This window comes from Oribacterium parvum ACB1 (assembly GCF_000238055.2).
GTDB classification, from domain to species: Bacteria; Bacillota; Clostridia; order Lachnospirales; family Lachnospiraceae; genus Oribacterium; species Oribacterium parvum.
The window spans coordinates 2,337,882-2,364,211 of the sequence record NZ_KE148312.1 but is presented as its reverse complement, the minus strand read 5'-3'; the positions used below and the strand labels follow the sequence as shown (position 1 = coordinate 2,364,211).

The 26,330-nt window shown below is 40.8% G+C and carries 21 protein-coding genes and 1 tRNA gene; 16 read left to right on the top strand and 6 right to left on the bottom strand.

Features of this window, described 5'->3' with window-relative positions; genetic code table 11:
• From HMPREF9625_RS10495 to HMPREF9625_RS10470, 6 genes are all read left to right on the top strand, one after another.
• The gene (locus tag HMPREF9625_RS10495; protein WP_009534673.1) at nucleotides 1–2,016 is read left to right on the top strand and encodes an FtsX-like permease family protein; all 2,016 of its coding nucleotides are present in this window, start codon (nucleotides 1–3) and stop codon (nucleotides 2,014–2,016) included.
• A gap of 133 nt (nucleotides 2,017–2,149) precedes the next feature.
• Nucleotides 2,150–3,535 carry an erythromycin esterase family protein gene (locus HMPREF9625_RS10490; RefSeq protein ID WP_009534672.1) on the top strand — a complete coding sequence of 462 codons (1,386 nt, stop codon included), beginning with the start codon at nucleotides 2,150–2,152 and terminating at the stop codon, nucleotides 3,533–3,535.
• Nucleotides 3,536–3,715: 180 nt separating this feature from the next.
• Nucleotides 3,716–5,221: an ATP-binding protein gene (locus HMPREF9625_RS10485; RefSeq protein ID WP_009534671.1), complete on the top strand. Its 1,506-nt coding sequence runs from the start codon at nucleotides 3,716–3,718 to the stop codon at nucleotides 5,219–5,221.
• 135 nt (nucleotides 5,222–5,356) lie between these two features.
• Nucleotides 5,357–5,611: a type II toxin-antitoxin system Phd/YefM family antitoxin gene (locus tag HMPREF9625_RS10480; RefSeq protein ID WP_009534670.1), complete on the top strand. Its 255-nt coding sequence runs from the start codon at nucleotides 5,357–5,359 to the stop codon at nucleotides 5,609–5,611.
• Nucleotides 5,611–5,907, top strand: a complete 297-nt coding sequence (locus tag HMPREF9625_RS10475; RefSeq protein ID WP_009534669.1) for a Txe/YoeB family addiction module toxin — start codon at nucleotides 5,611–5,613, stop codon at nucleotides 5,905–5,907. Before HMPREF9625_RS10480 ends, HMPREF9625_RS10475 begins: the two co-directional genes overlap by 1 nt.
• 88 nt (nucleotides 5,908–5,995) lie before the next feature.
• Nucleotides 5,996–6,376 carry a C-GCAxxG-C-C family protein gene (locus HMPREF9625_RS10470; protein WP_009534668.1) on the top strand — a complete coding sequence of 127 codons (381 nt, stop codon included), beginning with the start codon at nucleotides 5,996–5,998 and terminating at the stop codon, nucleotides 6,374–6,376.
• Nucleotides 6,377–6,389: 13 nt separating this feature from the next.
• Here the strand turns inward: HMPREF9625_RS10470 and HMPREF9625_RS10465 are convergent, their stop codons facing one another.
• Nucleotides 6,390–6,986 (bottom strand): DNA-3-methyladenine glycosylase I, encoded by a 597-nt coding sequence (locus tag HMPREF9625_RS10465; RefSeq protein ID WP_009534667.1) that lies wholly within the window; start codon nucleotides 6,984–6,986, stop codon nucleotides 6,390–6,392.
• A gap of 145 nt (nucleotides 6,987–7,131) precedes the next feature.
• Between HMPREF9625_RS10465 and relB the strand changes: the two genes are divergently transcribed.
• The 3 genes from relB to HMPREF9625_RS10450 are packed head-to-tail and all read left to right on the top strand — an operon-like array spanning nucleotide 7,132 to nucleotide 8,614.
• Entirely contained in the window at nucleotides 7,132–7,353 is a 222-nt protein-coding gene (relB, locus tag HMPREF9625_RS10460; protein ID WP_009534666.1) for a type II toxin-antitoxin system RelB family antitoxin, read from the top strand.
• Nucleotides 7,350–7,658 (top strand): type II toxin-antitoxin system RelE family toxin, encoded by a 309-nt coding sequence (locus HMPREF9625_RS10455; RefSeq protein WP_009534665.1) that lies wholly within the window; start codon nucleotides 7,350–7,352, stop codon nucleotides 7,656–7,658. Before relB ends, HMPREF9625_RS10455 begins: the two co-directional genes overlap by 4 nt.
• 47 nt (nucleotides 7,659–7,705) lie before the next feature.
• A complete protein-coding gene (locus tag HMPREF9625_RS10450) occupies nucleotides 7,706–8,614 on the top strand; it encodes a magnesium transporter CorA family protein (protein WP_009534664.1) in 909 nt (302 codons plus the stop codon).
• Between the two features lie 202 nt (nucleotides 8,615–8,816).
• Here HMPREF9625_RS10450 and HMPREF9625_RS10445 read toward each other — a convergent pair whose 3' ends face one another.
• Nucleotides 8,817–11,018, bottom strand: a complete 2,202-nt coding sequence (locus HMPREF9625_RS10445; RefSeq protein WP_009534663.1) for a methyl-accepting chemotaxis protein — start codon at nucleotides 11,016–11,018, stop codon at nucleotides 8,817–8,819.
• A gap of 87 nt (nucleotides 11,019–11,105) precedes the next feature.
• Nucleotides 11,106–11,176 (bottom strand) — tRNA-Gly (locus HMPREF9625_RS10440).
• A 246-nt stretch (nucleotides 11,177–11,422) separates the two neighbouring features.
• Here HMPREF9625_RS10440 and HMPREF9625_RS10435 point away from each other — a divergent pair.
• The 3 genes from HMPREF9625_RS10435 (at nucleotide 11,423) to HMPREF9625_RS10425 (ending at nucleotide 15,157) form a co-directional block, all read left to right on the top strand.
• Nucleotides 11,423–13,657 carry a methyl-accepting chemotaxis protein gene (locus tag HMPREF9625_RS10435; RefSeq protein ID WP_009534662.1) on the top strand — a complete coding sequence of 745 codons (2,235 nt, stop codon included), beginning with the start codon at nucleotides 11,423–11,425 and terminating at the stop codon, nucleotides 13,655–13,657.
• A gap of 122 nt (nucleotides 13,658–13,779) precedes the next feature.
• Complete coding sequence (locus HMPREF9625_RS10430) at nucleotides 13,780–14,283, top strand: hypothetical protein (protein WP_009534661.1); 504 nt, start codon at nucleotides 13,780–13,782, stop codon at nucleotides 14,281–14,283.
• A 28-nt stretch (nucleotides 14,284–14,311) separates the two neighbouring features.
• Nucleotides 14,312–15,157, top strand: a complete 846-nt coding sequence (locus tag HMPREF9625_RS10425; RefSeq protein WP_009534660.1) for a DUF4300 family protein — start codon at nucleotides 14,312–14,314, stop codon at nucleotides 15,155–15,157.
• A gap of 51 nt (nucleotides 15,158–15,208) precedes the next feature.
• Here the strand turns inward: HMPREF9625_RS10425 and msrA are convergent, their stop codons facing one another.
• Nucleotides 15,209–16,150 (bottom strand): peptide-methionine (S)-S-oxide reductase MsrA, encoded by a 942-nt coding sequence (gene msrA / locus HMPREF9625_RS10420; RefSeq protein ID WP_009534659.1) that lies wholly within the window; start codon nucleotides 16,148–16,150, stop codon nucleotides 15,209–15,211.
• Between the two features lie 392 nt (nucleotides 16,151–16,542).
• Here msrA and HMPREF9625_RS10415 point away from each other — a divergent pair, with 392 nt between their 5' ends.
• Entirely contained in the window at nucleotides 16,543–17,721 is a 1,179-nt protein-coding gene (locus HMPREF9625_RS10415; RefSeq protein ID WP_009534658.1) for a hemoblobin-interacting domain-containing protein, read from the top strand.
• 228 nt (nucleotides 17,722–17,949) lie between these two features.
• Here HMPREF9625_RS10415 and HMPREF9625_RS10410 read toward each other — a convergent pair whose 3' ends face one another.
• The gene (locus HMPREF9625_RS10410; RefSeq protein ID WP_009534657.1) at nucleotides 17,950–18,915 is read right to left on the bottom strand and encodes a hypothetical protein; all 966 of its coding nucleotides are present in this window, start codon (nucleotides 18,913–18,915) and stop codon (nucleotides 17,950–17,952) included.
• Between the two features lie 204 nt (nucleotides 18,916–19,119).
• On the opposite strand from HMPREF9625_RS10410, the gene HMPREF9625_RS10405 reads away from it, so the two are divergent.
• The 3 genes from HMPREF9625_RS10405 (at nucleotide 19,120) to HMPREF9625_RS10395 (ending at nucleotide 24,897) form a co-directional block, all read left to right on the top strand.
• Nucleotides 19,120–21,282 carry a Cna B-type domain-containing protein gene (locus HMPREF9625_RS10405; protein ID WP_242822668.1) on the top strand — a complete coding sequence of 721 codons (2,163 nt, stop codon included), beginning with the start codon at nucleotides 19,120–19,122 and terminating at the stop codon, nucleotides 21,280–21,282.
• 317 nt (nucleotides 21,283–21,599) lie between these two features.
• Nucleotides 21,600–23,942: a Cna B-type domain-containing protein gene (locus HMPREF9625_RS10400; protein WP_009534655.1), complete on the top strand. Its 2,343-nt coding sequence runs from the start codon at nucleotides 21,600–21,602 to the stop codon at nucleotides 23,940–23,942.
• 217 nt (nucleotides 23,943–24,159) lie between these two features.
• A complete protein-coding gene (locus HMPREF9625_RS10395) occupies nucleotides 24,160–24,897 on the top strand; it encodes a pseudouridine synthase (protein WP_009534654.1) in 738 nt (245 codons plus the stop codon).
• A gap of 2 nt (nucleotides 24,898–24,899) precedes the next feature.
• On the opposite strand, the gene HMPREF9625_RS10390 is transcribed toward HMPREF9625_RS10395, so the two are convergent.
• Nucleotides 24,900–26,036 (bottom strand): DUF4317 domain-containing protein, encoded by a 1,137-nt coding sequence (locus tag HMPREF9625_RS10390; protein WP_009534653.1) that lies wholly within the window; start codon nucleotides 26,034–26,036, stop codon nucleotides 24,900–24,902.
• Nucleotides 26,037–26,330: the final 294 nt, after the last annotated feature.

Sequence of the window (26,330 nt, the reverse complement as noted above, 5' to 3'; positions counted from 1 at the left end):
ATGCGCTTTTTTATGGCAAGACGCTTCGCACTGAAAAACCTCCGGGCGAATCGGCTTTTAGAAATACCCTTTGTACTTTCTTCCGGGATAATGGGAATGCTTTTCTTTATCATGGCTTCTTTACTGGAAAATCATTACGTAGAAACCCGTCATAGGGACTTGCCCCTTTTTATCCAAGTCGGTACGATTCTTCTTTGCATTTTTACCTTTATTTTTGTTCAATATGCAGTTAATTTCATGCTGAAGAAACGAAATAAGGAATTTGCTCTTTATGGCATTTTGGGCTTGGAGAAGAAGCATATAAGGAAGATTATTGCCATTGAATTTTTCTGCCTCTTTGCTTTTATTCTGGTACTGAGCATTGTGGGAGGATATCTCTTTGGACAAATGGTCTTTCTCATGCTGAATTTCATCATGAAAGATGTGGCGGGGAGTTTGATGGACTTTCCCTTCAGTTTTTCCGCCCTGTTCTATACTACGGTTTTGCTCTTTGTCCTCTATCTTTTCACCTTGCTCCGCAGCAGTTTTCGGATTTCCTTTTCTACTCCGATGGCGCTTTTGCAAAAAGGGCATGAGGGGGAGGGCGAACCGAAGTCCAGAGTGATCCTGTCTTTTATCGGCTTCCTGTTCCTCGGCATCGGTTACGGGATTGCGCTTTTGATCCAAGGCTTACTGTCTTCCTTTACTTACTTTTTCCTTGCGGTACTGGCGGTAATTCTTGCGACCTATCTTTTGTATATTTCCTTTTCCGTGCTGCTTTTGAAAATGGAGAAAAGGCGCCCTTCTTACTACAAGCCGGAGAAGTTCTTAAGCATCAGCGGACTTCTTTATCGTATCAAGGGAAATGCAGTTTCTCTTGCGAGCATTTCCATCTTAAGTACTGGAGTGATTTTGAGCCTTGCCACCACCATTTGTATGTACGCAAATATTCAGAATAAGGGAAACAGCTTATTTTCCAGAGAGTACAGTATGGAACTTTCCCCATTTTCCTATCCGAAAAAGGAAGGGGAAGACTTGAAGCGGTCTTTAAATCAAATGGTGCTGGAAAGCGTGAACGAGCCTTCCGAGGTAGAGGGCTTATATACCATGGTAACGCTTGCTACCGCGGGCTATGTAGAGGAAGGTCAAATTATCCCTGTGCAAGGGCAAGAGAACATGGCGAATGCTAAAGATCCCAATATGATTATTCTTTATGATTTAGCCGGCTACAATGCCCGTTTTCAGAAGCATATTTCTTTAGGGGAAAATGAAATTCTGCTTTGCAACAATAGAAATACGCCGAAGGAGCCGAGCAGTTTGAAAATCGGAGACTGGGTGTTTCAGGTGAGCGAAATTCAGAATATCTTGCCGGTGGATATGGTGGCTTTAGGAAGCTACGGCATTGTGGTGAGGGATCTTGCTACGATGCAGTATATAGAAAAATATTTACAGCCTAAGGAGCATCGCAGTGAATCCACTGCCATCGAATTTAGCACCCATTGGAATCTGAAAGGAATTTCCGGGGAGGCATATCAGCCAAACTACAGTGCCTTAAAGAAACAGCTAAAGGCATTTTCGGAAAAAAGTTTCAAGGGAAACGCCAGATATTCTGTAGAAAATAAGGACGAATACCTGCAATCGCAATATGAAGTAAACGGCGGTTTTTTATTCTTAGGGGTGCTGATTGGCATCATTTTCCTGACAGGCACCGTATTAATCAGCTACTACAAGCAAATCAGCGAAGGCTATGAAGACAGAGAAAAGATGCAAATCATGAAGAAGCTGGGGCTTTCCGATCGTTTGATTCAGAAGACTGGGTTCTCTCAGATTCTATGGCTGTTCTTCGGCCCCTTAGCAGTGGCAACCCTACACTGCCTCGTAGCATCCAAGATTGTTTTCAGGCTGCTGGGACTTTTCGGAGTGGGAAGCCTGACCCTTTATGCCGGCTGTTTGTCCGCGGTACTTCTTGTCTTCGCGCTGGTTTATCTTGTGATTTTCCGGCTGACCAAGAAAGCCTACACGCGGATAGTAGAATAAGAACTATTCTTTACGGAGAGGGTGAATTGTGGAAAGAACATACTATTTATGGAGAGAACGTTCGGATTGTGAAATGAGAAAATCCTCTTAACGTACGTTTGGTTTTGGAACAGGGAAAGTGAGGAAGAAAGAGATGAAAATGATAGGGAAACTTTTGAAACTTGTAGGAAAAGTTGTTCTTACGCTGCTAGCCTTTCTGTTTGTCTGTGTTTTGCTTTATTTTGGAAAATTAAAGTTCGAGGAAGTGCAGGCTCACCGAGAAATCAAAGACGTACAGGCGGAAATGAAGCCCCTCTCCGCAGAGTATATACCGGAGAATATTTTTATCCTTTCTATCGGGGAGGCTGCCCATGGCTGTAAAGAAATGCAGGAGCTGAAGCTGTCTGTTTTTAAGGAAATGGTGGAGAAACGGGGCTTTACAGCATTTGCTCTGGAGGCGGATTATGGGGAGTGTGCGGAAATAAACCGCTTTATTCAAGGGGGAGAAGGAAGCGCGGAGGAAATGGTACAGAAGTTTGCCTTTCCCATTTACCATACCAAAGAAATGGCAGAGCTCATTTCCTGGATGCGGGAGTGGAATGCAAGTGCTCCGGAGGAGAAGAAGGTCCGCTTCTACGGTTTTGATATGCAGGATCCTGAGGGAAGTTATGCCTTTTTAAAGGAATACAGCCTGTCTCACAAGCTGACGAGTGAAGAGGAGTTTTCAAAAAATCTGGACTGCATAAAGGGTGAGAATTTCAGCTTAAACGAAAAGAATGCCGGAGAAGTAATTGCCTTTTTGGACAGCTTAAAGGAAAAGGCGGAGAAGAATCCGGAAGAGGCGCAGCAGGAGACGGGAAACACAGCGGATGAGCAGGAGGCTAAAGAAAAGCAAGCCTTAGAGGACAATCAGGACGGTATAGATAAACAGGCATTTAAGGAGCATCTAGACTTTCTGATGGAGTTAAATACCGTCCGACAAGCCGCGGAAACTTGGCTTTCCAAAGAGAATTCCTCTGTTCTTCGGGACCGGGATATGGAAGAAAATGTAAAGAAAATCCTGGAAATAGAGCAAAAAATCGGTTCCGGAAAGCTCGTAGTTTCTGCTCATGACGGACACATTCAGAAGGAAAATCCGATTTATAACAGCATGGGTGTGCTTTTGACTAAGGACTTCGGGGAAGCCTATTATGCTATCGGAACAGATGTCTGGAAGGTAACAGACAATATCAAGGTGCTTGGGGAAGCGAAGAGAACAGTGCAGAGCTTTGTTTCCGTAGACCCCTTAGCCGCACAGGCAAGATTTGCGAAGGGAAAGCAATATGCCTTGTTTTTTTCAGGCATTACAGATGAGAAAAGTAAAGTCTATCAGCTGATTCATACGCCGATGGAAATGTTACAGCTGGGAGAGGGCTACTCTTTCCTTATGCGCTTCTTCCCGAATCGTTCCTATCGGGTGAAGAGTGCTCCAGTTCAGCGCTACGATAGCGTGATCTATCTTTACGAGGGAAATCCGATAGAGCTTTTGGAGAAGAAATAATTGCCGGCGAGGCGGAGTATTTCTTGTAAAATAAAAACAAGGTGAAGGTATCCTACTAAGTAAAAATGCAATATCGTAATATGCAAAAGTATGTTATTGCATAATACGATATTGCATTTTATAATGTTCCTGACAAGTATCATGAGTATGCGCGATATCCCGTTTTCAGGAGGTGATTTTATGCGCTTTATAGGAAGAGCATTCGAATTAAGGGAATTAGAAGAAGAATACGAGAAAGGCACTTTTGCTTTATCGGTTATTTACGGTAGAAGACGAGTAGGGAAAACCTACCTGATTAAAGAATTTTTAAAAAGAAAAAAAGGCTATTATTTTGTAGCATTGGAATCCAATGCACTGATTAACCTGAGTCTTTTATCACAAGCCATCTATGAAGCTTGCGGGAATCTGAAGGGACTTCCGGATTTTCAGGATTTTGAGGCAGCCCTTCGCTATTTGTTCGCTTACGCGGAAGAACATAGAATCGTTTTTGTCATCGATGAGTATCCCTATTTAGCCCAAAGTGCGGAGCATATTTCCTCCCTATTACAAAAACTGATTGATGAGTATAGGGAGAAGAGCAAGCTCTTCCTGATTTTGTGCGGCTCTTCCATGAGCTTCATGGAAAATCAGGTACTGGGCTACAAAAGTCCGCTTTACGGGCGACGGACAAGCCAATTAAAGCTTCAGCCCTTTGGCTATTTGGAAGCGGCAGAGTTTGTCCCTTCCTATAGCTATAGAGATAAGGCAATTGTCTATGGCATTACCGGGGGAATTGCGGAATACCTAAGCTTTTTTGATGAAAATGTAGATTTAAAAAGCAATATTATTCGTAATTTCCTGAAACCCAGCGGAAGATTATTCGAAGAGCCCGATAATCTCTTAAAGCAAGAGCTGAGACAACCCAAGCTTTACAATGATATTCTTTTTGTGATTTCGGCAGGGGCAAGCAAGCTAAATGAAATTGCAACAAAATTAAATATGCAAAGTGGGGGACTCAGTCATTATCTGAATTCCTTATTGGAGCTTGGAATCATTGAGAAGAAAACACCGGTTTTAGACCGTAAAAGTAAGCGCCCTATTTATAGGATCAAGGATACGATGTTTCGTTTTTGGTACATTTTCGTACAGAAAAATTTGAACTTGCTCAATATGGATTTGGGAGAACTTGTATACGAAAAGCAGATTGAGCCAAAACTGAATGAATATATGGGGACTGTATTTGAGCAGATTGTCATAGAATATTTTGAACAAAGACTGCGAAAAGGAGAGTTGGACTTCCTACCGGAAGATTATGGAAACTGGTGGGGAACGGACAAAATCAGAAAGAAGGAATCCGAAATTGATTTACTTGCCTTTGATGGAAAGGACCGCTATTTATTTGCCGAGGTAAAGTGGAGAAATCAAAAAATAGATGCGGCAATTTATGAAGAATTATTGGAAAAAGCAAAGCCATTTCCTGCGAAGAATAAAAACTATTGGCTGGTCAGTCTTTCCGGATTTGAAGACTTTCCTGTTGAGAAAAATACGGAGCGAATTACGTTAGAGGAAATTTATGAGATAGGACAACAAAGTGTTGACCCCTTCTATTCAGAAAGCAATATGCGTTCGCTGAAAAAATCCATAAAAGAATTACGTGAGGGTAAAGGAAAAGCGCATGAGCTTATAGAGATGGATGATGAGAAGTAATTGATTGAACTATCATAAAACATACTTTGACGTACGTAATAAAGTACGGTATAATGAGGCATAGAAAAGCTTATGAAAATGCAATACAGAAGGAAGATAAGAAGATAAGGAGATAAGGAGATAAGGAGATACGCAATGACTTCAATCAGTATTACTAAGGTAAGAGCAAACCTGTATCAGACGGTTTCAGAGGTAAATGAATCTTCTCAGCCAATCACGATTACCAACAATAGAGGGAAAAATGCGGTATTAGTCGGTGAAGAGGATTGGAAAGCCATTCAGGAAACATTGTATTTGAATAGTATTCCGGGTTTGAGCCAAAGTATTTTAGCGTCAAAGGAAGAAGATTTATCGGAATGTACAAGTTATGACCCGAATGAGGAGTGGTAATGTATTTGATAAAGTTCAGTAAAAATGCAGATAAGGACAAAAAACTCCTTAAGAGCGCAGGCTTGGAGAAAAAGGCAAAGCTTTTACTTGATATCATTGCAGAAGATCCATTTAAAAATCCCCCAGCTTACGAAAGTTTGGTGGGGAATTTAAGCGGATTTTATTCCAGAAGAATTAATATTCAGCATAGATTAGTCTATACAGTATACGCGGAACAAATCACGGAAAATAATGTGTCTTATGAAGGCATTGTACAGGTTGCTCGGATGTGGACGCATTATGAAGGGATTAAGTAATTGAATATTGCTTTGCATAAAAAATCAATCAGCTTTAAAGGAAGAAGAAATTTCCTATCGCTCATCTATTAAATGAATAAGAGAAATCATGAAACAATCTTTAGAAGAAAAACAGACATTAGCGATGGAAGGCTTAGCGACAGGGAAGAACTGCGGACAGCTGGTGCTGCTTGCATACCAAGAGGAATTAAATCTGCCCGAGGAGCTCCTGCTTTCTCTCTCTGCGGGACTTATTGAAGGATTGGGGACCTTAGAGGGGACCTGCGGAGCACTCATTGGAGCAAATTTGGTTTTGGCTATGAAAAATAAGGGAAATCCAATGGTTCAGGTGGAGGCCGCCCATCTTTTTCAGGACTTTGTTGAGCGTTGCGGAGCCAGCATTTGCAAAGATTTAAGAGGGATAGGCAAAGAAAAGCCTCTTTGCAGCTGTGAAGATTGCATCAAAGAGGCGATTGCTTTGCTGTATTAGAAACTTGCAGAAGTCAATGAATCTTTTCCTCCACCTCTTGATAAGGATAAGCCTTACGGAGTGCCTGATAGCAGGGACAGTCCTCTTCGTGGTCATTAATAACACCTGAGGCTTGTAAAAAAGAATAGACAATGACGGGGCCGGTATACTGAAAACCCCGTTTTTTTAAGTCCTTACTGATTGTCTCGGAAAGAGCGTTTTTGGCCGGCATTTCCCCTTTTTCATGCCCTTGATAACAAAGACTTTTCCCACCGGAAAAGCTCCAAAGGTAAGCATCAAAGCTTCCCTTTTCTTTTTGCAGGGCTAAAAATGCCTTGGCGTTTTGCACCATGGCTCTGATTTTTCGCTCCGACTTAATCATATTTTCCGTATGTATGATTCTTGCGATATCTTCTTCCGTGAATGCTGCGACCTTTTCCGGGGAAAAATTTGCAAAACAGCTTCGAAGAGTTTCTCTTTTTCGAAGAATCAATGCCCAGCTAAGACCGGCCTGCATGGATTCCAAAAGTAAGTATTCAAAGAGCTTTTGATCCTCATGGGTGGGCACGCCCCATTCTTTGTCGTGGTAGGATATCATTTCAGCACTGCTGTTTTTCCATTGACAAGCCATAACGCCTCCTTTTTCGAAGTATTATAGCAGAATCTCGCTAGAGTTGATAAGAAACAATTCGTGTAGTATAATGTACTACACATTAAGTTTGTATATTCTTTTCTGAAATAGCACAGCAAAGAATTTTTGAAATAGAGGTAAAATCATGGCATTTTCAATTCGAATGAATGAGGAGGAAAAAGCACTTGCAGAAAGCTATGCTAAGCTTCATGCAATGTCTTTGGGAGAGGCTTTTAAGAAGGCTTTATTTGAACGCATTGAAGAGGAGTATGATATCAGTCTTGCCAATGAAGCCTTTCAGGAGTATAAGAATGATGGCTGTAAGTCCAGACCCATTGAGGAGCTTTGGAAGGAATTGAATCTATGAGCTACCATGTAGAAACAACCGCTCGATTTGATAAGGAATTCAAAAAGCTGGATAAATACACGCAGCAGATGATCAAATCCTGGATTGGAAAAAATTTGCAAAATTGTGAAAATCCGAGAACACATGGCAAGGGACTAATTGCCTACAAGATGTCGCAGGCTTCGCCTACGCCACTTGTTAAGAATGAAAATGGGCAATGGAGGTATAGAATCGGAGAGTGTCGTTTACTTTGCCTTATACAAGATCAGGAGCTGATTATCCTTGCATTGACTGTCGGGCGCAGGAGAGATATTTATAGTTCCTAGATAATTGTACCGGTTTCTATGGCAGCTTTAAGTTGGAGTAGGGGAAAATGCGGGTAAGCAGAAAACTAAGTAACAATGCTACATGGATAAATATTGATGCAGACGAAATCACAGAGAAGTCGAAAATCTATGAGGACTACGATATTGATCCCAAAATCATAGAGTATGCTTTGGATGAAAATGAGCATGCACACATGGACTATGACAGAGAGGACGGAACCGTAACCTTTATCTACAGTGTTCTCGAGTCAAAAAAAGACAAGGAATATTACGAAACGGTTCCGCTAACTTTTATTGTGCAGAAAAATCGTTTACTGACGATCAGTAATGAGGATAATGACTATATCATTCAGAAAATGTGTGCTTATGTAGACGGGAAGGAGGAACTCTCTATTTATACCCTGCTTTTTGCCGGTCTGGAAATGATTTCCAATGCCTATTACCCTGTAATTGAGCGACTGGATAAGCAAAAGGACGAGATCAATCATTTGCTTCGAAAGAAAACCACAAAGAGGAATCTTTACGCTCTTTCTGATTTGGAGGTAGGGATGATTTATTTAAAGTCTGCGGCGACACAAAATCGGCTTCTTCTCGAGCATATACAGGCCCATGCAATTTACCGAAGCTTTACGGAGGTGGAAACAGCACAGTTTGATGATGCCATGGTGGAGGCCAGACAGTTGGTTTCCATGACAGACTTACTCTCTACCGTTGTTCGTCAGCTTTTGGATTCCTATAACAATATTTTAAATAATGACTTAAATAACAACCTGAGTACTCTGACTATTTTTGAAATTTTGCTGAGTGTGTTGGCGGTCATTACAGGCTTCTTCGGGATGAATGTACCGCTCCCTCTTATGAATGACAGAAAGGCTTGGATGCTGATTTGTGCGGTTAGTGCACTCATTTGGATTGCTTTAACCTGGATTATGCGGTGGATTATTAAACGAAGATGAAGGAAAGGATTTAAAGATAAGGAAGATTAAAAGAGTATCTCCCTGTCTTTTCTAGGGGAGGAGACCGAAATTATAAAAAGAGTAAATAACCAAAAGGGATTCATGAAAGAAATCATGAATCCCTTTTTGCAGTCTGTTGTTGCTTGTTTACACAGAATTATTTACAGTCTCGATAGGTTCTTTCCCTTATTTTTCTATAGAATCAATACGGACTCTCCGGGTTATCCACCTCAATCGGTTCCTTTACTTCTTCCGGTTTATTGACTTCATTCATGTCATCCATTTCGGACACTCTTTCGGACACTCCTGCATCTTCATCCTCTTTGGAGGTGTATGAACTTCTGCCGTCCATATCCCGAAGGTGGAACTGTCGGATTTGTTCCTGTAATTTTTCTGCTTGACTGTTCAGCTCGGTACTTGCGTCAGCACTTTCGGATGCAGTAGCACTGTTCTTTTGTACAACACTGGAGATTTGTTCAATACCGCTTGTAACCTGTGCAACAGCCTGCGCCTGGTCTTCGGAAGCGCTTGCAATCTCATTGATCAAAGTGCTTAATTCCGTCTGTCCCTCTACAACCTGATGTAGGGATTGTGCAGTGTTGTCTGCAAGACTGCTTCCCTGTTCTACCGCTCTTACGGTTTCGTCAATCAGGACCGTGGTGTTTTTAGCAGCTTCTGCCGACTTTTGTGCCAGATTTCGAACTTCATCCGCTACAACGGCAAAGCCTCTTCCGGCCGCACCTGCACGGGCAGCTTCGATGGCTGCGTTCAGAGCCAGTATATTGGTCTGGAAGGCAATGTCATCAATGGTTTTGATAATCTTACTGATTTCAGCGGATTTCTCATTGATATGGCTCATCGCCTCCTTCATTTCCTGCATCTGACCGTCGCTCTTTAACATTTCTTCTTTTCCGACCTTGGCTTTTTCATTGGCCTTTATGGCGTTGTCGGCATTCTGCTTTACACGTACGGAAATGTCGTTGATGGTAGAAGAGAGCTCCTCAATGCTGCTGGCTTGCTCGGTAGAGCCCTGCGTCAGGTTCTGTGCACCGCTGTCTACATTTCTTGCAGACTGGGAAACACGCTCGGAGGAGAGACGAATATTTCCGATAAGATCGGTTAATTTCGTTGTTAAGTCAAGGAGAGCATCTTTCACCTTGGCAAATTCCCCTGCATAATTGTTTTTCAGCTCTATATCGAGATTTCCGTTTTTGATTTCGTTCAGACTGTCGGTAATTTCTTGGATATAAAGCTTATAGTCCTTCAACTGGGCAACCAATTGCGTAAGACCCTTTGCCAGTGCCCCGGTTTCATTTCTGCTCTTTACGGTAATCTCTTCGTCTAAAGAACCTTCTGCCAGTCTTCTTACGGATTTGGTAAGTGAAAGGATGGGTTTTGCCTGTTTGGTTCCGACTATGAAGGAGAGAACAAACATGATGATGAGATATATGGCTATGAAGAATCCGAGAGTACTCTTTAACATCTCCATGGCTCCGTAAATATCCTCATGGCTTGGGGTGACTACAATTTTCCAACCATTACTCAGTGTTTCAAAGCCAAGTAATACCGCTTTTTTACTTCTTCCTCCATTCACATAACCATTTTTATTGGAGATAATCTGCGCAAGGTCGTTTTTGTATTTTCCATCCAGAATATCCCCGAAATTTTCGCCGTTTGTAAAATCCGGATGATAGAGAATTTTTCCTTCTTCATTTAATAAAAAGGTATCTCCGACATGGAATTTATGGTGTGTTGTAAACAATTGATTCAGATAATCAAAGTCAAAATCCACACCGATGACCGCAAAGCCCTCCCCGCTCTTTAAATAAACCGGACAAACATAGGAAATCATGGTTACATTGATATTGGCATTGTAGTAAGGTTCCATCCACGTGGACTTTTTATTTTTCAGAGGGGTGTAGAACCAACCGACATGCTCCGTATCAGAGGGATCATAGGCGGAAAGATCCGTCGGAGTTACCGCTTCCATTTTTCCATCTTTGTTCGCATCGGTATAAAAGGTACCGGAAGTACCATAAGTAAGACTCGGGTCATAACGGATATAAGAGGCTACCAGCCCCGGAATATCCTTTGTGGAAGAGATGACCACTTCATTCATCTGCTTTTCATATTCGGCAAAGTAAGACTTGTCTCTTGCCAGGATTTTTTCTTCATCCGTCATCATACTACAGGTATTGGCAAGCAGGTCAACCTGAGATTGAACCAGCTCCAGAATACCATCTACGGATTCCGCAGTTTGGGAAGCACCTTCAGGCATCAATTTATTTCCGTCACTGACACTGAGAGTGTCCATATAGAAAACTAGTGTTCCACCCATCAAGGAAAACGCAATGATGATAGGCATCAGCATGCAAATAATTAAGGTCGTCCGAATCGATTTCATAATCACCCTCCTATGCAATATCTACTAGAGATTATCGGAGAAATGTATTAGTTCATAATCTATATCGGACATTTTTTGCAAAAAAAAAGCGGATGATGGGAATCGAACCCACGTTTTCAGCTTGGGAAGCTGACATTCTACCATTGAATCACACCCGCAAAATAACTATTTAATTGATATTATTTTACAATAAGAAATTTACTTTTTACAATATCTTTTCTTAAATCTTTTATCCTATTTTTTGTATCTTTTTCGAAACTTTTTTTAAATCACTTTCCATGATTTTTTATTTTTCTTTCTAAAAAAAAGCAAAATAAAATATAGAAATCTTCTTATTTTTGGGAGAATGATACCGATATAACAAAGAGTCTAATTTTCAAGAATAGTATTAAGGAGAAGGAGATATGGGAAAAGTACAGGGAAGTACGGTTATTTCAAATGATTCTGATCTGAATCTAAATCATCTTCAAAAAAAGAAAAATAAAATAACCGGAAAAGCCATGAATCTGTCGTTGAAGCTACCTCTCATTCTTGGCTTTGTTTCTGCGATTGTCATTTTATGTATGAATGTAGGGCTTATCCGCTCCATGAGAATTGCTTTTGAAAAGTCCCTGAATAAAAATATGGAAGATAAGGCACAGGCCTCCGGCGATGAGCTTTCAGCGCTGATTTCAGAGATGGATGCGATTGCTTCCATTATTTATAACGGCATAAGTACTGTGGAAGATACATCGGAAACACAGTGGTCGATAGAGAATATTAAACAGGAAAAGCAGCATGTTACCCCGATGGAGAAGATGGATTTCCGCTCCCGTATTGTGGATAAAGAGCTGAATATGGCGCAGTACAACAGTGAGTCGGTGTTGATTGATTCCTTAAATGCTTTAATTGCATCTAATGAAAATATCGCAGGCGTCGGTGCATTTTTTGAACCGGGAGCTTTTGTGGATGTAAATTGGGACTATGCACCGTATCTCAATAGAGAAGGATATAAGGCCAAGAAACTGATTAACTTTTCCTATGACTACTATAGGGAAAAAGAGTATTATGAAAAGGCTAAAGAAACACAGAAAACGGTGATTACCGATGTTTATGAAGATTTGTTGAATGGAGAAAAAATCATCAGCATTTCCAGACCGATGGTTTTTAATGGTAAATTTATCGGTGTTGTTTTCTTGGATGTGGACGTCAATATCTTTTCTTCCATTCAGCAGGCGGACAGTCGATTTCCAAGTCTTTTTACCAACATTTTGGATGAACATGGAGATGTGATTTACAGTCAGGACAAGGATATCATCGGTAAGCCGATTATAGAAGAAAAAACAGAGAATGAAGCGAAGAAGATAAGTGCAAAATTACAGGAAGGAAAGCTCTTCAGTTTGATGGAAAAGAATCAGGATTCTGTGAAAAAGAGAGTCTATTATTTTCCGACGGAAATTATGGGGAATACTTGGTGGATTATGCTTTCTGTAAAGAATCGGGAGTTTATGGCACCTATTTATGCTGTGATTATCCTCAGCTTTTTCCTTGCTTCCGCAGCAGTATTTACCATGGTTCTTGTATTGTTTACGCTCATAAAGAAGTCCTTGAGACCTTTGCAAAAGATTGCAAAGGTAGGTGGCAAGGTCGCAAGAGGGGACTTTAGTGAAGAAATAACCTATTTAAAGGATGATGAAATCGGACAGATTGGAAATGGATTCCAAGAGGTTATGAACCGGATCAAAGAAATTACCGCAGACTTACAGGAGAAGCTGGAAGAGCTGGCCAAAGGAAATTTCCGTGTGAATCTCGAGGAGGAAGAGAAGTATCAGGGGGAATATCATCCTCTGATTGATTCCTTACGTTCCATCCGTGCTGATTTAAATGCAACCATTTTAGAAATTCAAAAGTCCGCATCGGAGGTCAGCAGTTCTTCGGATCAGGTTTCGAGCGGAGCACAATCCTTGTCTCAGGGCGCAACCGAGCAGGCATCCTCTGTTCAGGAGCTTTCTGCAAGTATGAGTGACATTGACCATTCCATTAAGATTACGACGAAAAAGGCGGAAGAGGCAAAGGGCTTAAGCGAACAGACAGGCTCTGCCGTTACACTTAGTAATCAAAAAATGGAAGAAATGTCCAAGGCTATGGAAGAAATTACGGAGAAGTCCAGTGAAATCGGAAAGATTATCAAGACCATAGATGATATTGCCTTCCAGACCAATATCTTGTCTTTGAATGCAGCGATTGAGGCGGCACGTGCGGGAGAAGCGGGAAAGGGCTTTGCGGTTGTTGCGGACGAGGTAGGAAATCTGGCACAAAAATCCGCAAAGGCGGCTCAAAATACCGGAGTTCTTATAGAGGAGACGAAGGAAGCTGTAGAGCGTGGAGCAAGAATTACCAGAGAAACAGGAGAATCCCTTTCGGATGTGGTGAAGAGAGTCGGAAAGATTAAAGCTATGATTTCCGATATTACAAAGGAGACTCTTCGCGAGTCCGAGGGTATGAGCCAGCTGACAATCGGAATGGATCAGATTTCCGCTGTAGTACAGAATAACTCCGCAACTGCAGAAGAAAGTGCGGCAGCAGCAGAAGAATTATCGGGACAGGCCGGCATTCTGGATGATTTGGTGTCCAAGTTTAAACTGCAAGAAGAAAAATAAAATACAAAGAAGGATGAATATAGAATAGAAATAAATCAGCTTGTAGGATTGACTTCTCTTTCTGTAAAATTATAATGGATTTCGGAATTTATTAAGAACTTAAATCAGAAAGAGGTGTTATGATGAATACTACAACAATTATGATTATTGTAGCTGTTGTAATAGTATGGGCTGTGGCCTTTACTGTGATGCTTTCTCTTACAAAGAAGAGGGATGCAGGAGAGCAGAAGTTTATAGAGGAAAACAGAGATAAGGCGCTTCTGCACTTATATTGTAAGCAGATTAAGGTAGATGGAAACAGCCTTGCGAATCTGTCCTTTACTACAGGAAAGAACCTGCAAACCATAGTGGCCTTAAGTGGAGGACAGCATACCATTGAAGGTGTATTTGAGACCACTGAAAGCATTGGGGCTAAAACAAGAAATATTAAGACGGAGAACATGAGCTTTGATGTTTCTTTAGATGCCGGACACAGTTATTCCGCAGCGATGTATTTCTATTCAGCGGAAGAAAGAAGCAGTTACTATAAGGGAGAAGTCGGAAAAGCAATCGTGGAAGTTCCCCTCTCTTTCTCCGTAGGAAGCGATTTTGTAAAGGCTTATATCATCGTTTATCAGGAGAACTGATTTTGTAGACGGAAAGGGCAGTGATTTATTGAAAATACTTAAAATATTTGTACTTCTTTGCTTTATAAGTCTTTGTACTGCGTGTAGTAGTGGGACGAAGTTAAAGTATTCCAATCTTGTGGATCGGGAAACAAGAGATAGGGTAGAGGGTGCATTAAAGAGAGCAGGACTTAAAGAAGAAAAGATTCAATCGTTCTTTTCGGCAGTGGACGAATACAACAATGCTGTCGGAAAAGAAAATCTTGTTCAGAAGATGACCACAATCGATTCAGGATTTCCGAGTTTTGATTCGGATAAGCTCGTGGATCATTGGTTGGATAAGGGAGGCTATGTCGGACGGAATTGCAGAATCACCTCTTTTTCTTTGATGGGAGATTTCATCAAGGTAGGGAATCCCGTTCCGGGAGACACCACTATGCTTTTCTCGGATTTTGACGCTATCTCGGCAAAACAAATCTTTAGCGGAGAGGAAAAGAAGAACTACGATACTCTATTTTCCTATATAGATGTGGAAGATACACATGACACAAGTGTTCTGGCAGAAGAAATCATTAAGTCTTGGAAGGAGAAAGAGATTTCCTTCGATAATGAAAAGATGCATATGGTTTCCGTGTTTATGACCATGGATGACGGCTTAAACAAGGTGCAGGAGTTTATCGGTCATGTGGGAGTTTTGGTAGAGGACGGAGATAAGTTTCTCTTTATTGAAAAGCTGGCCTTCGAACTGCCCTATCAGGTAGAGGAATTCTCCGATTTACAGGAAGTAAATGATTATTTGATGGGGTATTATGATAAGGATGCGGACGGTTTAACGGCAAAACCGCTTATTTTTCTGGATGGACAAGTGATAAAGCAATACAGAGTTCTGGATTAATCCGGAACTCTGTTTTTTTTAAGCTTGTTTTATCATTTAAGATATTCTTCGCTATACGTATTTCTTTAATTCTCCATAGCCTTCCTTTTCCATATCCTCATAAGGGATAAAGCGAACTGAAGAAGAGTTGATACAGTAGCGCAGTCCCGTGAGCTCTTTCGGACCATCCGTAAAGACATGTCCAAGATGATAATTTCCACCCTGTGAGCGAACTTCTACTCTGTGCCTTCCTAAACTGTCATCATCCAGATAGCGAATGACTTCTTGCGCAATGGGCTTGGAAAAGCTGGGCCAACCGCAGCCGGACTGGAACTTGTCTTTGGAAGAAAATAGAGGCTCCCCGGTGGCTCTGTCTACATAGAGCCCTCTCGCCACCGTGTCCCAGTAGATATTTTCAAAGGGTCGATCTGTGGCGGAGTGCACCAGTACCTCATACTCTTCGTTGGTGAGCTTCTTCTGCAATTCTTCCTCCGATAATGCCCTGTACTTCTCTTCATCAAGCAACGGTTCATTTGCAAGATCCAGTGGAATATGGCAGTAGCCGCCGGGATTTTTGTTTAAGTAATCCTGGTGATATTCTTCCGCACTGTCAAAACGCTTAAGGGGGAGAACCTCGACCACGATCGCACTTTGGTATTTCTCCTGTTCTTTCTTTAAAACTGCCTCAATGATTTCTTTATCCTTTTCCTCGACATAATAAATGCCGGTTCGATACTGTGTACCTTGATCGTTTCCCTGCTTGTTTAAGCTTGTGGGATCGATGATTCTAAGATAGTAACGCAGAAGATTTTTTAAAGGTAATTTTTCTTCATCATAATAGATTTCTACCGTTTCGGCGTGGCCGGTATCCTTTTGGCAGACCTCCTTATAGCTGGGATTTTCCGTCTTTCCGTTTGCATAGCCGCATTTTGTAGAAAGAACACCGGAAATTCTTTGAAAATAGGCTTCTACACCCCAGAAACAACCGCCGGCAAGATAAATTTTTTTAGACATAAGTGCTCCTTTCCGTCGTTACAATATAGGAAAAAGGGATGAAAAAAACAAAGCTGAAGTTTTTATGTTGCAACGGATTGGTACAAGATAAAGAAGTTTTGCATTTTAACAACCCCGACATTTTCTTCTAATCATTATAGGTGGATTTTTCAATATGTATATAGAGTATTTCTTAAGAGAAGTTTTATAGTCGGTGCAACAAAGTTTCTTCTTAAAAAGCAGTAAAGTCAGGGATACAGATATAAAAGCTTGATTTTATTTCATTGATTCTAAAAATAAATTAAGAAATACATTAAAAGTAACAGTATATGAATCCTTGAATTTTTAAAAGCTTCATGCTAGCGTAAAAGCAGGAAAATTTAAGTCTTTTGAGAAAAAGAGAGGATATATCGATGAAAAGGAGTATTAAAAAGATTGTTTTAGGACTTGTATTTGGCGCAATGCTGGTGCCTTCATCTTACGTATGGGCAAAAACCGGAAGAACCAATACGGAAGGACAATGGAAGATGGAGGAGAAGCATTGGACTTTTCTGAATGAGCAGGGAAACAAACTGACGGGCTGGATTGTATCAAATGAAGAATGGTATTATCTTGGCGAAAACGGAAATATGAAGACAGGATGGCTTCTTGATAATGGAAAATGGTATTTCTTAAGTACGGAAATGTCGGCAAAGACCGGAAGAGCATTAACGGGCTGGCAGTGGATTGACGGATATTGCTATTTCTTCAGTACGGTAGATGACAATTCATTGGGAATCCTTTATGTTAACCGGATGACTCCGGATGGCTATCATGTAAACCAAAGCGGTCAGTGGATAGATGAAAAGGGAGAAGCCTATTATATTGCGGGGAAGGGCTTCGCCTCCAAACAGGTTGCAGGAGCAAGTCGCCCGATTCCGGAGACAGCAGTATTTAGTGGGTCAAGCACCGGAGTAAATCCCGGTAGAGGCAGTTCCGGATCAGTAGGAGCTTCTTTAGGAACTCCCGAAACAAAACAGCTAAAACCGGCAGTTCCGGAGAAGGAAGAAGAGAAAAAACCGGAAGTGTCTGAGAAGGTAGAGGAAAAGAAACCGGAGGAGAAACAGCCCGAAGAGAAGCAACCACAGAAGCAGCCCGAGGCGGTAGAGGAAAAGAAACCGGAGGAGAAAAAGCCTGAGGCGGTAGAAGAAAAAAAGCCGGAAGTGCCTGAAGAAGTAGAAGATAAGAAACTGGAGGAGATTCCGCAGAATCTTGTTCTGGCACATAAGAAAAATGAGTTCTATGAATTATATTATTTGTACTTTGGTAAAAGAAAGTATAATGAGAAAATTCATTCTTATATTGAAAAAGTATACAAAGTGGAAATAAACGGGACGGTTTATAATGGAGTTATATATGGAGAGGATGAAGGAGATGTAGACTTAGCAGGTAGAAAGAATTCATATTCAAAAATAGCTGAAGGAGCCGAAACAGAATCGAAAGTTAATGCTCTTGCGTTAACAAAAGATGCTTTCAAAGAAGGGGAATCGAATAAAGTAGTTATTCGTGCAGAAGGCTATAAAGATTATGAGGGTACTCTGGTTGTAAAATAAGTTGAAGTAAACGCTTTGGATTAATTTTTATGACTTGAGGGCTTATCCTAACAGAATAAAAAATTAAAGGAGGGAGATTGCCAATAAGCACTTCCTCCTTTAATTCTTAACGAGTATAGCTCACAGAGCGTGCGATATCTCGTTTTTAGATTGATAGGACAAAACGTGTTGATGGTAATTCCTAATTATCGCATCCCGAGTCTTATTGCTGTTCACAAAAGAGCTAAATTAATACTGTAAGTTGGAATCTGACTCATCCAGGATTGGATAAGAGGGCTTCGCCTTCTTTTCTGCAAAAAAGGTGGAAATCGTAAAGATGATGCCTGTTGCCAGTGTGAAAATCATAAGCTGCCACAAGTTACGGGTGTAGCTCATCCCTACCTCTTCTACTTCCTCCGCTAAGATTTCCTTCATGTACTGGAAGCACTCTATAACATGTTCAAAGCTTCCAAAATAAGCTTCGGAAAGCAAGAAAGCAAAATCAAGACGATTTACAAGATAAACCATAGCTGCCAGGCAGAGAATTGTAACGGGAATACCGATGATTCCAAACTTTCCTGCAAAGAGCTTATATCCCAGAACAGTGGTTGCAGCCATTATTATACCGCCATAAAGAGTGACAAAACCCATTCGGGAAAAGAGGAAGACGGCAATGGCCCCTAAAAAGGCACCCACTATAGCACCGAAGATACCAAGGAGTATCCCAACCGGACCGCGACTTTCATCTCGTAGGTTTTTTTCTTCCTGCTCTGTTCTTTTTTGGTCATATTCTGCCTTAGTAAAGAAATGACTCTGGCCGTTTAAGCAGTAAAGAGAAACCCCGTCCATACTTCCGCTTACTTCACTACAGCTTGCTAAGCCGTTTGCGGAAAAGTGGGAAATTAATTGCACAACGGAATCCAAGATATTTTGCTTACAACCCTTTGCGGTAAAACCGCCCTTAATATTTGCCTTTACAAGATAACCGGAAATTTCCATTCCCTGTACCGGCTTGATTTCTTTTCTTAAGGCCTTAATGTACTGCATATCCGGATAGTTGCCCATCTGAGATAAAGAAAAGCAGCACTGGTAAAAATTATTCACAAAGCGGATAGATAGAAAATAGTTTTCATATATACCCGCAGCTTCGTTGATATCTTCCAAGAACTTTAGTCCGAAAGTATCAGCTACTTCCATTAATATTTTGTTTTTCATTTCCCCTCCCTGCAAATGATATTTAAAAAAATGCATCCATGGGCATTTTATACTTTTTTTTCAGTATTGCAAGAAGGTAAATGGTAAAAAATAAGAATATCCTGGTGGAAAAAAGGCTTTTACTTGTTAATTGTTAAGAATATGTTAAAATTATAAAAGGAGAAGAAGTAATTATTTTAAATATCATATAAAGAGGGGGACATGATGATGAAGGTAAAAAGAAGGCTTTTGGCGTTCTTTTTTTCTGTGCTGATGATTTGGCAGGGATTTTTCTTTGCTAAGGCGGAGGGGGAAGATTCCGGAATGGTATCTACGACGGAAGAAGCGCCCAATAAACCTATTACATTTTCTAAGGAATTAGTAAATGGAGGGATTCAAGAGGTTAAAGATGAAGAGGGAGAGTACCATTATCTTTTAGAGTATGTAGTCCGTTTTAATGCAAAAAACCTTCAAGGACAGCATGATGAAAACGGCTATGATAATCTTATCTTTCAGGATAGCTTAGAAAGTGATATGCTCAGATTCTTTGATCCGATTACAATCAGCCTTAACAGTACATTTGAGAACGAGGAAAAGTATATTCCGACAATCAAAAAGGGTGTTTGGAAGAGCGGAGAGTACCAGGACAACAATGGAGAGAGAGTCTTTGTGCCTGATCCGGATGATACGGAAAACCCGGGCTCAAGTTTTGCTCTTTTTGAGGATGCAGAAGGAACAAGACCTGCAGTAAAGGCGCATTTAGACTATGATAATCTGGAGTATTTGCATGAACATTGGAGTAATAACGAAAGAAGAATGCAATACAAGCTCGGGCATATCGGTGCCAACGAAGGTTTTGAAATTCGATATTTTGTGGAAATAATCGAGTTTCCGGAAAAGGGCTCAAAGTATAAAAATAAGGCGGAGATTTTAAATCTTCCTGTGAAAGCGCAGGAACATACTTATACGGTGAAAGAAGATGCGGATTCTTTTGAAGGGCAGGAGTACAGCTTTACTATTGAAAAGACGGATAAGCAGGATGGAAGTCCATTGGAAGGTGCGGAATTTCTGGTTTCCAGCTTGAATACCGGCTATAAGAAATTGGTAGAAACAGGAAAAGACGGTAAGGTTACCGTACATAATCTGATTAAAGAATATTATGACATTGAAGAGATAAATCCCCCTAAGGGCTATAAGATGAATGAGGAAGGGGAAGAAAGAGAAAAGAGCATTGTAAAAGATCAGTTTGATGAGACTTCTGAAGTTGTCGTACATTTTCAAAATGAGAAGAAGCTTAAGAAAGAAGATTCGGATAAAAGAGATATTATTGTAGAAAAAGTATGGCATGTAAAACCCGGTACACCGGAGCCTGCATATCTACCTGTTGAAGACTTTGAAGAGGTGGATTTTGATGATGAGGAAAACAAGTTCAATAGAAATGAATCTTTTTTAACGGATGGGATTTCAAATAACCGGAATCTTCCTTATTCTCCTTCGGTAACGGTTTATCTTTTAAGAGATGGAAAGGTCATTAGAGAGGCGGAAATAGATCCTAAGAGATATTTTGGAAGCGGAGAATATATCTTTAAAGATTTACCAAGAAAAGATGAGGATGGAAAAGAAATTATTTATACGGTAAAAGAAAAGCCTTTAGCAAACTACACAACAACGATTACCGGATCACAGGATACGAAGTTTACTATAATGAATAATTATAGTGAAGGAGACCAAAGCATGATTCCTGTCACAAAAATCTGGCGGGGAGAGGGGCCACATCCCAGAAAAGTGGAAGTAATACTATTAGAGAATGGAAAAGCTGTAAAAAGTGTATTGTTAAACGATGGCAACGATTGGCAGTATCATTTCGAGAGGAATAAAACAGATGAATATAATCATCCGATTCATTTTGAAGTGAGGGAAGTTCCTGTAGAAGGTTATGAAATGGCAGTAGAAAATGATGCGGATACCGGTTACCTCAATGTTTTTATTAATACAAAAAAGCAAAGACAGAGTGATTCGGATAAGGGAGACGAGACTTCCGAATCCCATGAAAATGGCGGGAACTCCTCGACTCATCCCGGCGGCGGAAGCTCTCCAAGAGGAATTGAGAATCCTCTTGTGAACGAGTCTGCAGATATCCCAATACCATCGGAAACTACGGCGGAAGTTTTAGGTTTAAACAGATTCACTTCCGATACGGAGAAGGAGTCGGGACAGCATATTCTTGGAGCAGAGAGAGTTCCTAAGGTTTTGGGAAGCGGACGAGGATGGACCGAGACTTCTGACAGCAGCGCTATGAGGCTTTACTTGGCTTTATTCTTGATTTCCGCAATTGGATTTTCCTTTACCTTACTTTATGAAAAAAGAAAACCAGGGAAAAAGAGATAAGCCCGGTTTGGTGAAAAAGAGAGGATTCGGCTTCGGGAAGCTGAATCCTCGGATATTTCGGAAGAAGAACTATACAGTAAGTGTATATACGATAGAAAATCGCTAATCTTATACAGGATTGGCGATTTTTTTATGTGCTTAGCAAAGTTCTCCGTGTTTCGTATCTAAAAGGAAATATTTAAAAGTCTTTTATACTTTATTTTACAAACAACTATAGTTGAAACCCTCAGTTTTTCTTGTTGAAGCTTTGAACAGTGGTAAAATGAGAATATATAAAAACTTAAATATTAAGTGTTCGACCATAAAGAGAGGCGAAAATGATGAGGAGAGCAAAGAAGCTTTTTTTGGCGTTCTTTTTTTCTGCACTGATGATTTGGCAAGGATTTTTCCTGTCAAAAGCAGAAGGAGAAGTTCCTTTTGTCTTACCTGAGACACAAATGTACGGTGAAAATGCAGAGTCGGAAAATGCAGAGATGGAAAACTCAGAGCCGGAAAATACAGAGCCGGAAAATGCTACAGAAGTAGAAAATGAATCCCTTATTGCTTCGGCTGTTGCTTCGGAGTCCGATAGGGAAGCCATTGCAACTGAAGTGGAGGAAGAGAAGCGCAATTATGATCTCAAGCCGATTAGCTTCTCCAAGGAAGTGGTGGATGGGAAAATCTTAAAAATAGAAGATACTAACCACGATTCACATTATGTACTGGAATATCGTATTACTTTTGATGCAAAAAACTTTAAGGGAACGCACAATGCAGAGGGTTACAATCATCTTGTTTTAAAGGACAGTCTCGAATCATCTGCGCTGGAATATATGGATCCTTACTATATGGATTTTACTGTAGAGGATAGCGACAGATTTAAACCCTCGTTACGCAGGGGAGTCTGGAGAAGTGGAGAGCTTAGGGAAGAGAATGGAAAAAAGTTTTTTCATGCAGCTATAGATGATGAGGAAAACAGGGGGAGTATATTTTCCTTGAGAGAGGATATGGAAGGGGAAAATTCTGCTGTAGAAGAGGAGGCCGGCTTAGACTATGGTGAAGAGGGAATACATTCCGGAGAATTCCAAATTGATTTAGGAGAATTGGGACCGACAGAGGGCTTTGAGCTTCGGTATTTTGTGGAGATAAATGAAATTCCCGTTAATGGGGAGAGCTACAAGAATAAAGTAAAGCTTGAAGGGACGGATATAAAACCGATTGAACATAGCTATACCGTAAAGGGGGTGGAAGAGTCATTACAAGAAAAGGCATACAGTATTGCAATCAAAACAATAGATAAGGATTCGGATGTCCCCTTGGGAGGAGCAGTTTACCTTCTTAGTAAAAAGTACTCCAAGTTCAAAAAAACAATAGAAACAAATGAAAAGGGCATAGCGACAGTAAAAAATCTTCGTAGAGGAGAGTACGAGCTGGAAGAAATATTGCCCCCTGATGGATATAAGTTGGATAAGACTGTTCATTCACTTGGAGAGGATTTATTTGGAGACAATAAGAAACTGGAATTCAATTTTCAAAATGAGAAAGAGGACTCGAAGACCCGTAATGTAATAGTGGAAAAGAAGTGGCCTGTATTGGTGCGTCCCGGTTCTCCGTCTACAGCCTCTTTACTACCGGACGGCTTTGACAATAAAGAAGATTTTGATCCTTTGAAAATGGATGCATTGGATGTTATAGGAGATTCGGAAGTTCCGGCACATCCTGATAAGATTATCGTACATCTTCTACAGAACGGAAGAAGAGCGGAAAATCTTAAAGCAGAGCTTTCAGAAGAAAACGGATGGGTATACGTTTTTGAAAATCTGAAAAGGTATGACGAGAAAGGCAACTTGATTCAGTATTCTGTTGAGGAAGAAAGCGTTCCCGGCTACAGCTCGCTTATTAACGGTTCCATGAGTACGAAGTTTACAATCACCAACTATTATACTGAAGGACATAGTATTCCGATTCCGGTAAGGAAAGAATGGGAAGGAGATAGACATCACCCCTATGAAGTGAAGATTCAATTGCTGGCATACGGAAAAATTGTTGATAGTGTAAGATTAAACGAAAGAAATGATTGGAAGCATAGCTTTTTTGTGTATGAGAAGGATGGAGAGGGAAAGGAAATTCCATACGAACTGAAAGAGCTTCCTGTGCCGGGATATAGCAGTAGGAAAGAAAAAATACCTGGATCCGCTTTCGGAGCAGTATTTATCAATAAAAAGATAGAAGACCCTGAAATGGATAATCCTAAACCGAACCCACCAAGCGAAGAGCTTATCCCTCCCGACTCGCCCGATAATGGAGGAAATACTCCGGAGCATCCTTTTGAAGGAGGCAATAGACGAACCCCTCCAAGCGGAAATAATCCGCCAAGCACTGTAGAAGTCCCTGTGTTTAGTGTTGTGACTCCGCCTTCTTCCGAACAGAATAGTCCCGGAGAAGTTTTGGGCACGGACAGAACGCAAAAGAATATAGAAGAAATGAAGGACACAAGAGTTCTGGGAGCGAATAGAACAAGTGCAGACCAAGAGCCGCAGGTGCTTGGCGCGGGAAGAGGCGGAATAGAGACCTCGGACAGCAGTGCTTTAGGACTATATGCTCTTTTCTTCTTCCTTTCGACAGTGGGATTTGCCCTGAGTCTTCTGTACGGAAAGAACAGAGTAAACGGTAAAAGATAAAGGATTCAAAATTATCTCTAAAATGAAAACGTCGATCCGGAACTCCGGGGCGACGTTTTTTACTCTTATCGAGTATTGCTCGTATAGCGTGCATTATCTCGTTTTGCTTGTAAGAAGGGTGCCCTTCTATTAAAATGGCATAAGATTTCTTTTCTCGGAAATGAAATGAGAAAAGCGAAAAATCCAATATTTTCATAATGAGAAAGAGTGTGCGGAGATGAGATTGGATAAATATTTGTCTGATATGGGGATAGCGAGTCGTTCGGATTTGAAAAAGGATATTCGTAAAGGTCTGGTTTTTGTGAATGGAGAAATGATTCGAGATGCCAGCTTTACTGTGAATTCGGATTCGAGAATCCTTTATAAAGGGGAAGAAATCACCTATGAAGAATATTCCTATTATATGATGAATAAACCTGTTGGCGTCCTCTCTTCCACGGAGGACCGTAAGCAGAAAACAGTTTTGGACCTCTTTTCCGAATGCCACAGAAAGGATTTATTTCCCGTAGGCAGATTAGATAAGGATGCCGAGGGACTGCTTCTAATTATGAATGACGGAAAGCTTGCACATACCCTTCTTTCTCCCAAGAATCACATTGAGAAAAAATACTATGTGGAAATCCCTGCCTGTCTGGAAGATAAGGATCTGGAGCCGTTACGGAAAGGGATTCAATATGATACGGATCTTGTTGCGGAACCGGCGCAGGTTCAACTACTTTCTGCGAACCCGGATAAATCTGCCGTGGAAATCATCATCACGGAAGGAAAATTTCATCAGATTAAGAAGATGTTTCTCGCTCTTTCGGAAAACTATGTCGTTACAAAGCTGAAACGGATTTCCATGGGAAATATCAGTTTGGATGAAAATTTATCCCCCGGGCAGTATCGAAAACTCAGTCCGGAGGAAATCGAAGGGCTTAAAAAATCTATGCTAAAGAGTGAAGCCGGAGTATAAAGTTACTCCAGCTCCAGCCTTCTGCGAATGGGAATTCCATTTACTTCAAGATTGTCCGAGACGGGGATGAGTAAATACTCTTTCCCTTCTATTATTTTGCTTTCCAAAATGGCGGAAACTTCATTTTTGATTTTTAGCTGCAGGTTTTCGGATTTTAGTTGCAGGCTGCTATTTACAAGGTTTTCGGTATAGAAGGAAGAATCATGTTCTCCCAGACTTTCATCGTAGAGCGCAGAGAAGTTTGCAAGTCCTTCTTCCGTAGCGCCGGCGTTTTCTAAGAGCTGTTTTAGCTGTGACTTAGAGAGGGTCTGTTCTTTTTCCTCTTCCTTCCCTTGTTCCTTTAACTCCTGTAATTCTTCCTGTAAGGTACGGACATTTTCAAAATTACAATTCTCCTTCAAAACTTCCTGCACTAAAGCGGAGAACTGTCCTTTTTGTTCTTTTTCTCCATAGGGAAGGGGGATGCCGAACAGCTCCTCGGTCAGTGTGTCCAGTCCTTCCTCCCGCTTTTTTGCGCGGTAGAGGAGGGCATGAATGTCACTGGATCGCTCGTGAAAAGCGGGATAAAGGAAGGAAATCTCCGGCTTTTGTACCACAAAGTCTTCGGAACGAGCAATAAAACTGTCCGTTTCCTTATCAAAGCAGAGTCCTTCTTTTAAGAGACTTACCGGACAGAGCAAAAATAAAGTAAAGGAGTAAACGGTATCGGATGCATCTTCCATCGTGATTCCATCTGTTCCTTTTTGGGGAACATCATAGACACCGTGTGCAAGAATCAAGAGCTTCTTCCCGGGAACGGGATAGCTTTCTCTTATCTTTTGGAAAAAATTCTCGCAAAGCCCTTCTTCTTTAAGCTCTGATTCATTTAAGCGGTAGAGACTGTCCTGCTTTCCGCCTGTTTCCTCTTCGGAAAGAGGAAACTCCAGTGTATAGAGCTCTCTACCGAACTTACCGGAAAGAGACTGCTTAAACAGAGCACAATACTTGTGCATTTCTTCGTCTTCCAGAGAAAAAAAGGAGTCGGAAAACTGAGAGAGTACTTCTCCTTCTTCACTGACGAAACAGCTTCGTATCCGGTCAATACGGCAGTCCTCTTTTTTAAAGCATTTTTTAATTTCTTGAATTCCTTTTTTATCCATTTTAAATCCCCCTATTTTTTCTCTTTGTCTTTTACAAATATTCTCATCCGGATTTCTTATTTATCTTATTTTTTTGTTTATATTTTGAAAAGAATAGCTTTTTCATTTTCTCGAAAACGACTTTGTCTTTGTGTTTCTCTTGCTTTTATCGCCTGCTATTGTAAACAATTTGCAAAAACCGTTCAAGAAAAGATTTTTGCTTTTCTTCCCAAGATTTTTGTTTTTCTTCCTAAACTCTTTCGAAAAGTTCGGGAAAATGTGCTATAGTAAGGAAGATACAAAGTTATAAAGATA

Bases quoted from the DNA above. Each gene is read 5' to 3' on its own strand.
- HMPREF9625_RS10495 (WP_009534673.1), top strand. From the start codon at position 1: ATGCGCTTTTTTATGGCAAGACGCTTCGCACTGAAAAACCTCCGGGCG.
- HMPREF9625_RS10490 (WP_009534672.1), top strand. From the start codon at position 2,150: ATGAAAATGATAGGGAAACTTTTGAAACTTGTAGGAAAAGTTGTTCTT.
- HMPREF9625_RS10485 (WP_009534671.1), top strand. From the start codon at position 3,716: ATGCGCTTTATAGGAAGAGCATTCGAATTAAGGGAATTAGAAGAAGAA.
- HMPREF9625_RS10480 (WP_009534670.1), top strand. From the start codon at position 5,357: ATGACTTCAATCAGTATTACTAAGGTAAGAGCAAACCTGTATCAGACG.
- HMPREF9625_RS10475 (WP_009534669.1), top strand. From the start codon at position 5,611: ATGTATTTGATAAAGTTCAGTAAAAATGCAGATAAGGACAAAAAACTC.
- HMPREF9625_RS10470 (WP_009534668.1), top strand. From the start codon at position 5,996: ATGAAACAATCTTTAGAAGAAAAACAGACATTAGCGATGGAAGGCTTA.
- HMPREF9625_RS10465 (WP_009534667.1), bottom strand. From the start codon at position 6,986: ATGGCTTGTCAATGGAAAAACAGCAGTGCTGAAATGATATCCTACCAC.
- relB (WP_009534666.1), top strand. From the start codon at position 7,132: ATGGCATTTTCAATTCGAATGAATGAGGAGGAAAAAGCACTTGCAGAA.
- HMPREF9625_RS10455 (WP_009534665.1), top strand. From the start codon at position 7,350: ATGAGCTACCATGTAGAAACAACCGCTCGATTTGATAAGGAATTCAAA.
- HMPREF9625_RS10450 (WP_009534664.1), top strand. From the start codon at position 7,706: ATGCGGGTAAGCAGAAAACTAAGTAACAATGCTACATGGATAAATATT.
- HMPREF9625_RS10445 (WP_009534663.1), bottom strand. From the start codon at position 11,018: ATGAAATCGATTCGGACGACCTTAATTATTTGCATGCTGATGCCTATC.
- HMPREF9625_RS10435 (WP_009534662.1), top strand. From the start codon at position 11,423: ATGGGAAAAGTACAGGGAAGTACGGTTATTTCAAATGATTCTGATCTG.
- HMPREF9625_RS10430 (WP_009534661.1), top strand. From the start codon at position 13,780: ATGAATACTACAACAATTATGATTATTGTAGCTGTTGTAATAGTATGG.
- msrA (WP_009534659.1), bottom strand. From the start codon at position 16,150: ATGTCTAAAAAAATTTATCTTGCCGGCGGTTGTTTCTGGGGTGTAGAA.
- HMPREF9625_RS10415 (WP_009534658.1), top strand. From the start codon at position 16,543: ATGAAAAGGAGTATTAAAAAGATTGTTTTAGGACTTGTATTTGGCGCA.
- HMPREF9625_RS10410 (WP_009534657.1), bottom strand. From the start codon at position 18,915: ATGAAAAACAAAATATTAATGGAAGTAGCTGATACTTTCGGACTAAAG.
- HMPREF9625_RS10405 (WP_242822668.1), top strand. From the start codon at position 19,120: ATGATGAAGGTAAAAAGAAGGCTTTTGGCGTTCTTTTTTTCTGTGCTG.
- HMPREF9625_RS10400 (WP_009534655.1), top strand. From the start codon at position 21,600: ATGATGAGGAGAGCAAAGAAGCTTTTTTTGGCGTTCTTTTTTTCTGCA.
- HMPREF9625_RS10395 (WP_009534654.1), top strand. From the start codon at position 24,160: ATGAGATTGGATAAATATTTGTCTGATATGGGGATAGCGAGTCGTTCG.
- HMPREF9625_RS10390 (WP_009534653.1), bottom strand. From the start codon at position 26,036: ATGGATAAAAAAGGAATTCAAGAAATTAAAAAATGCTTTAAAAAAGAG.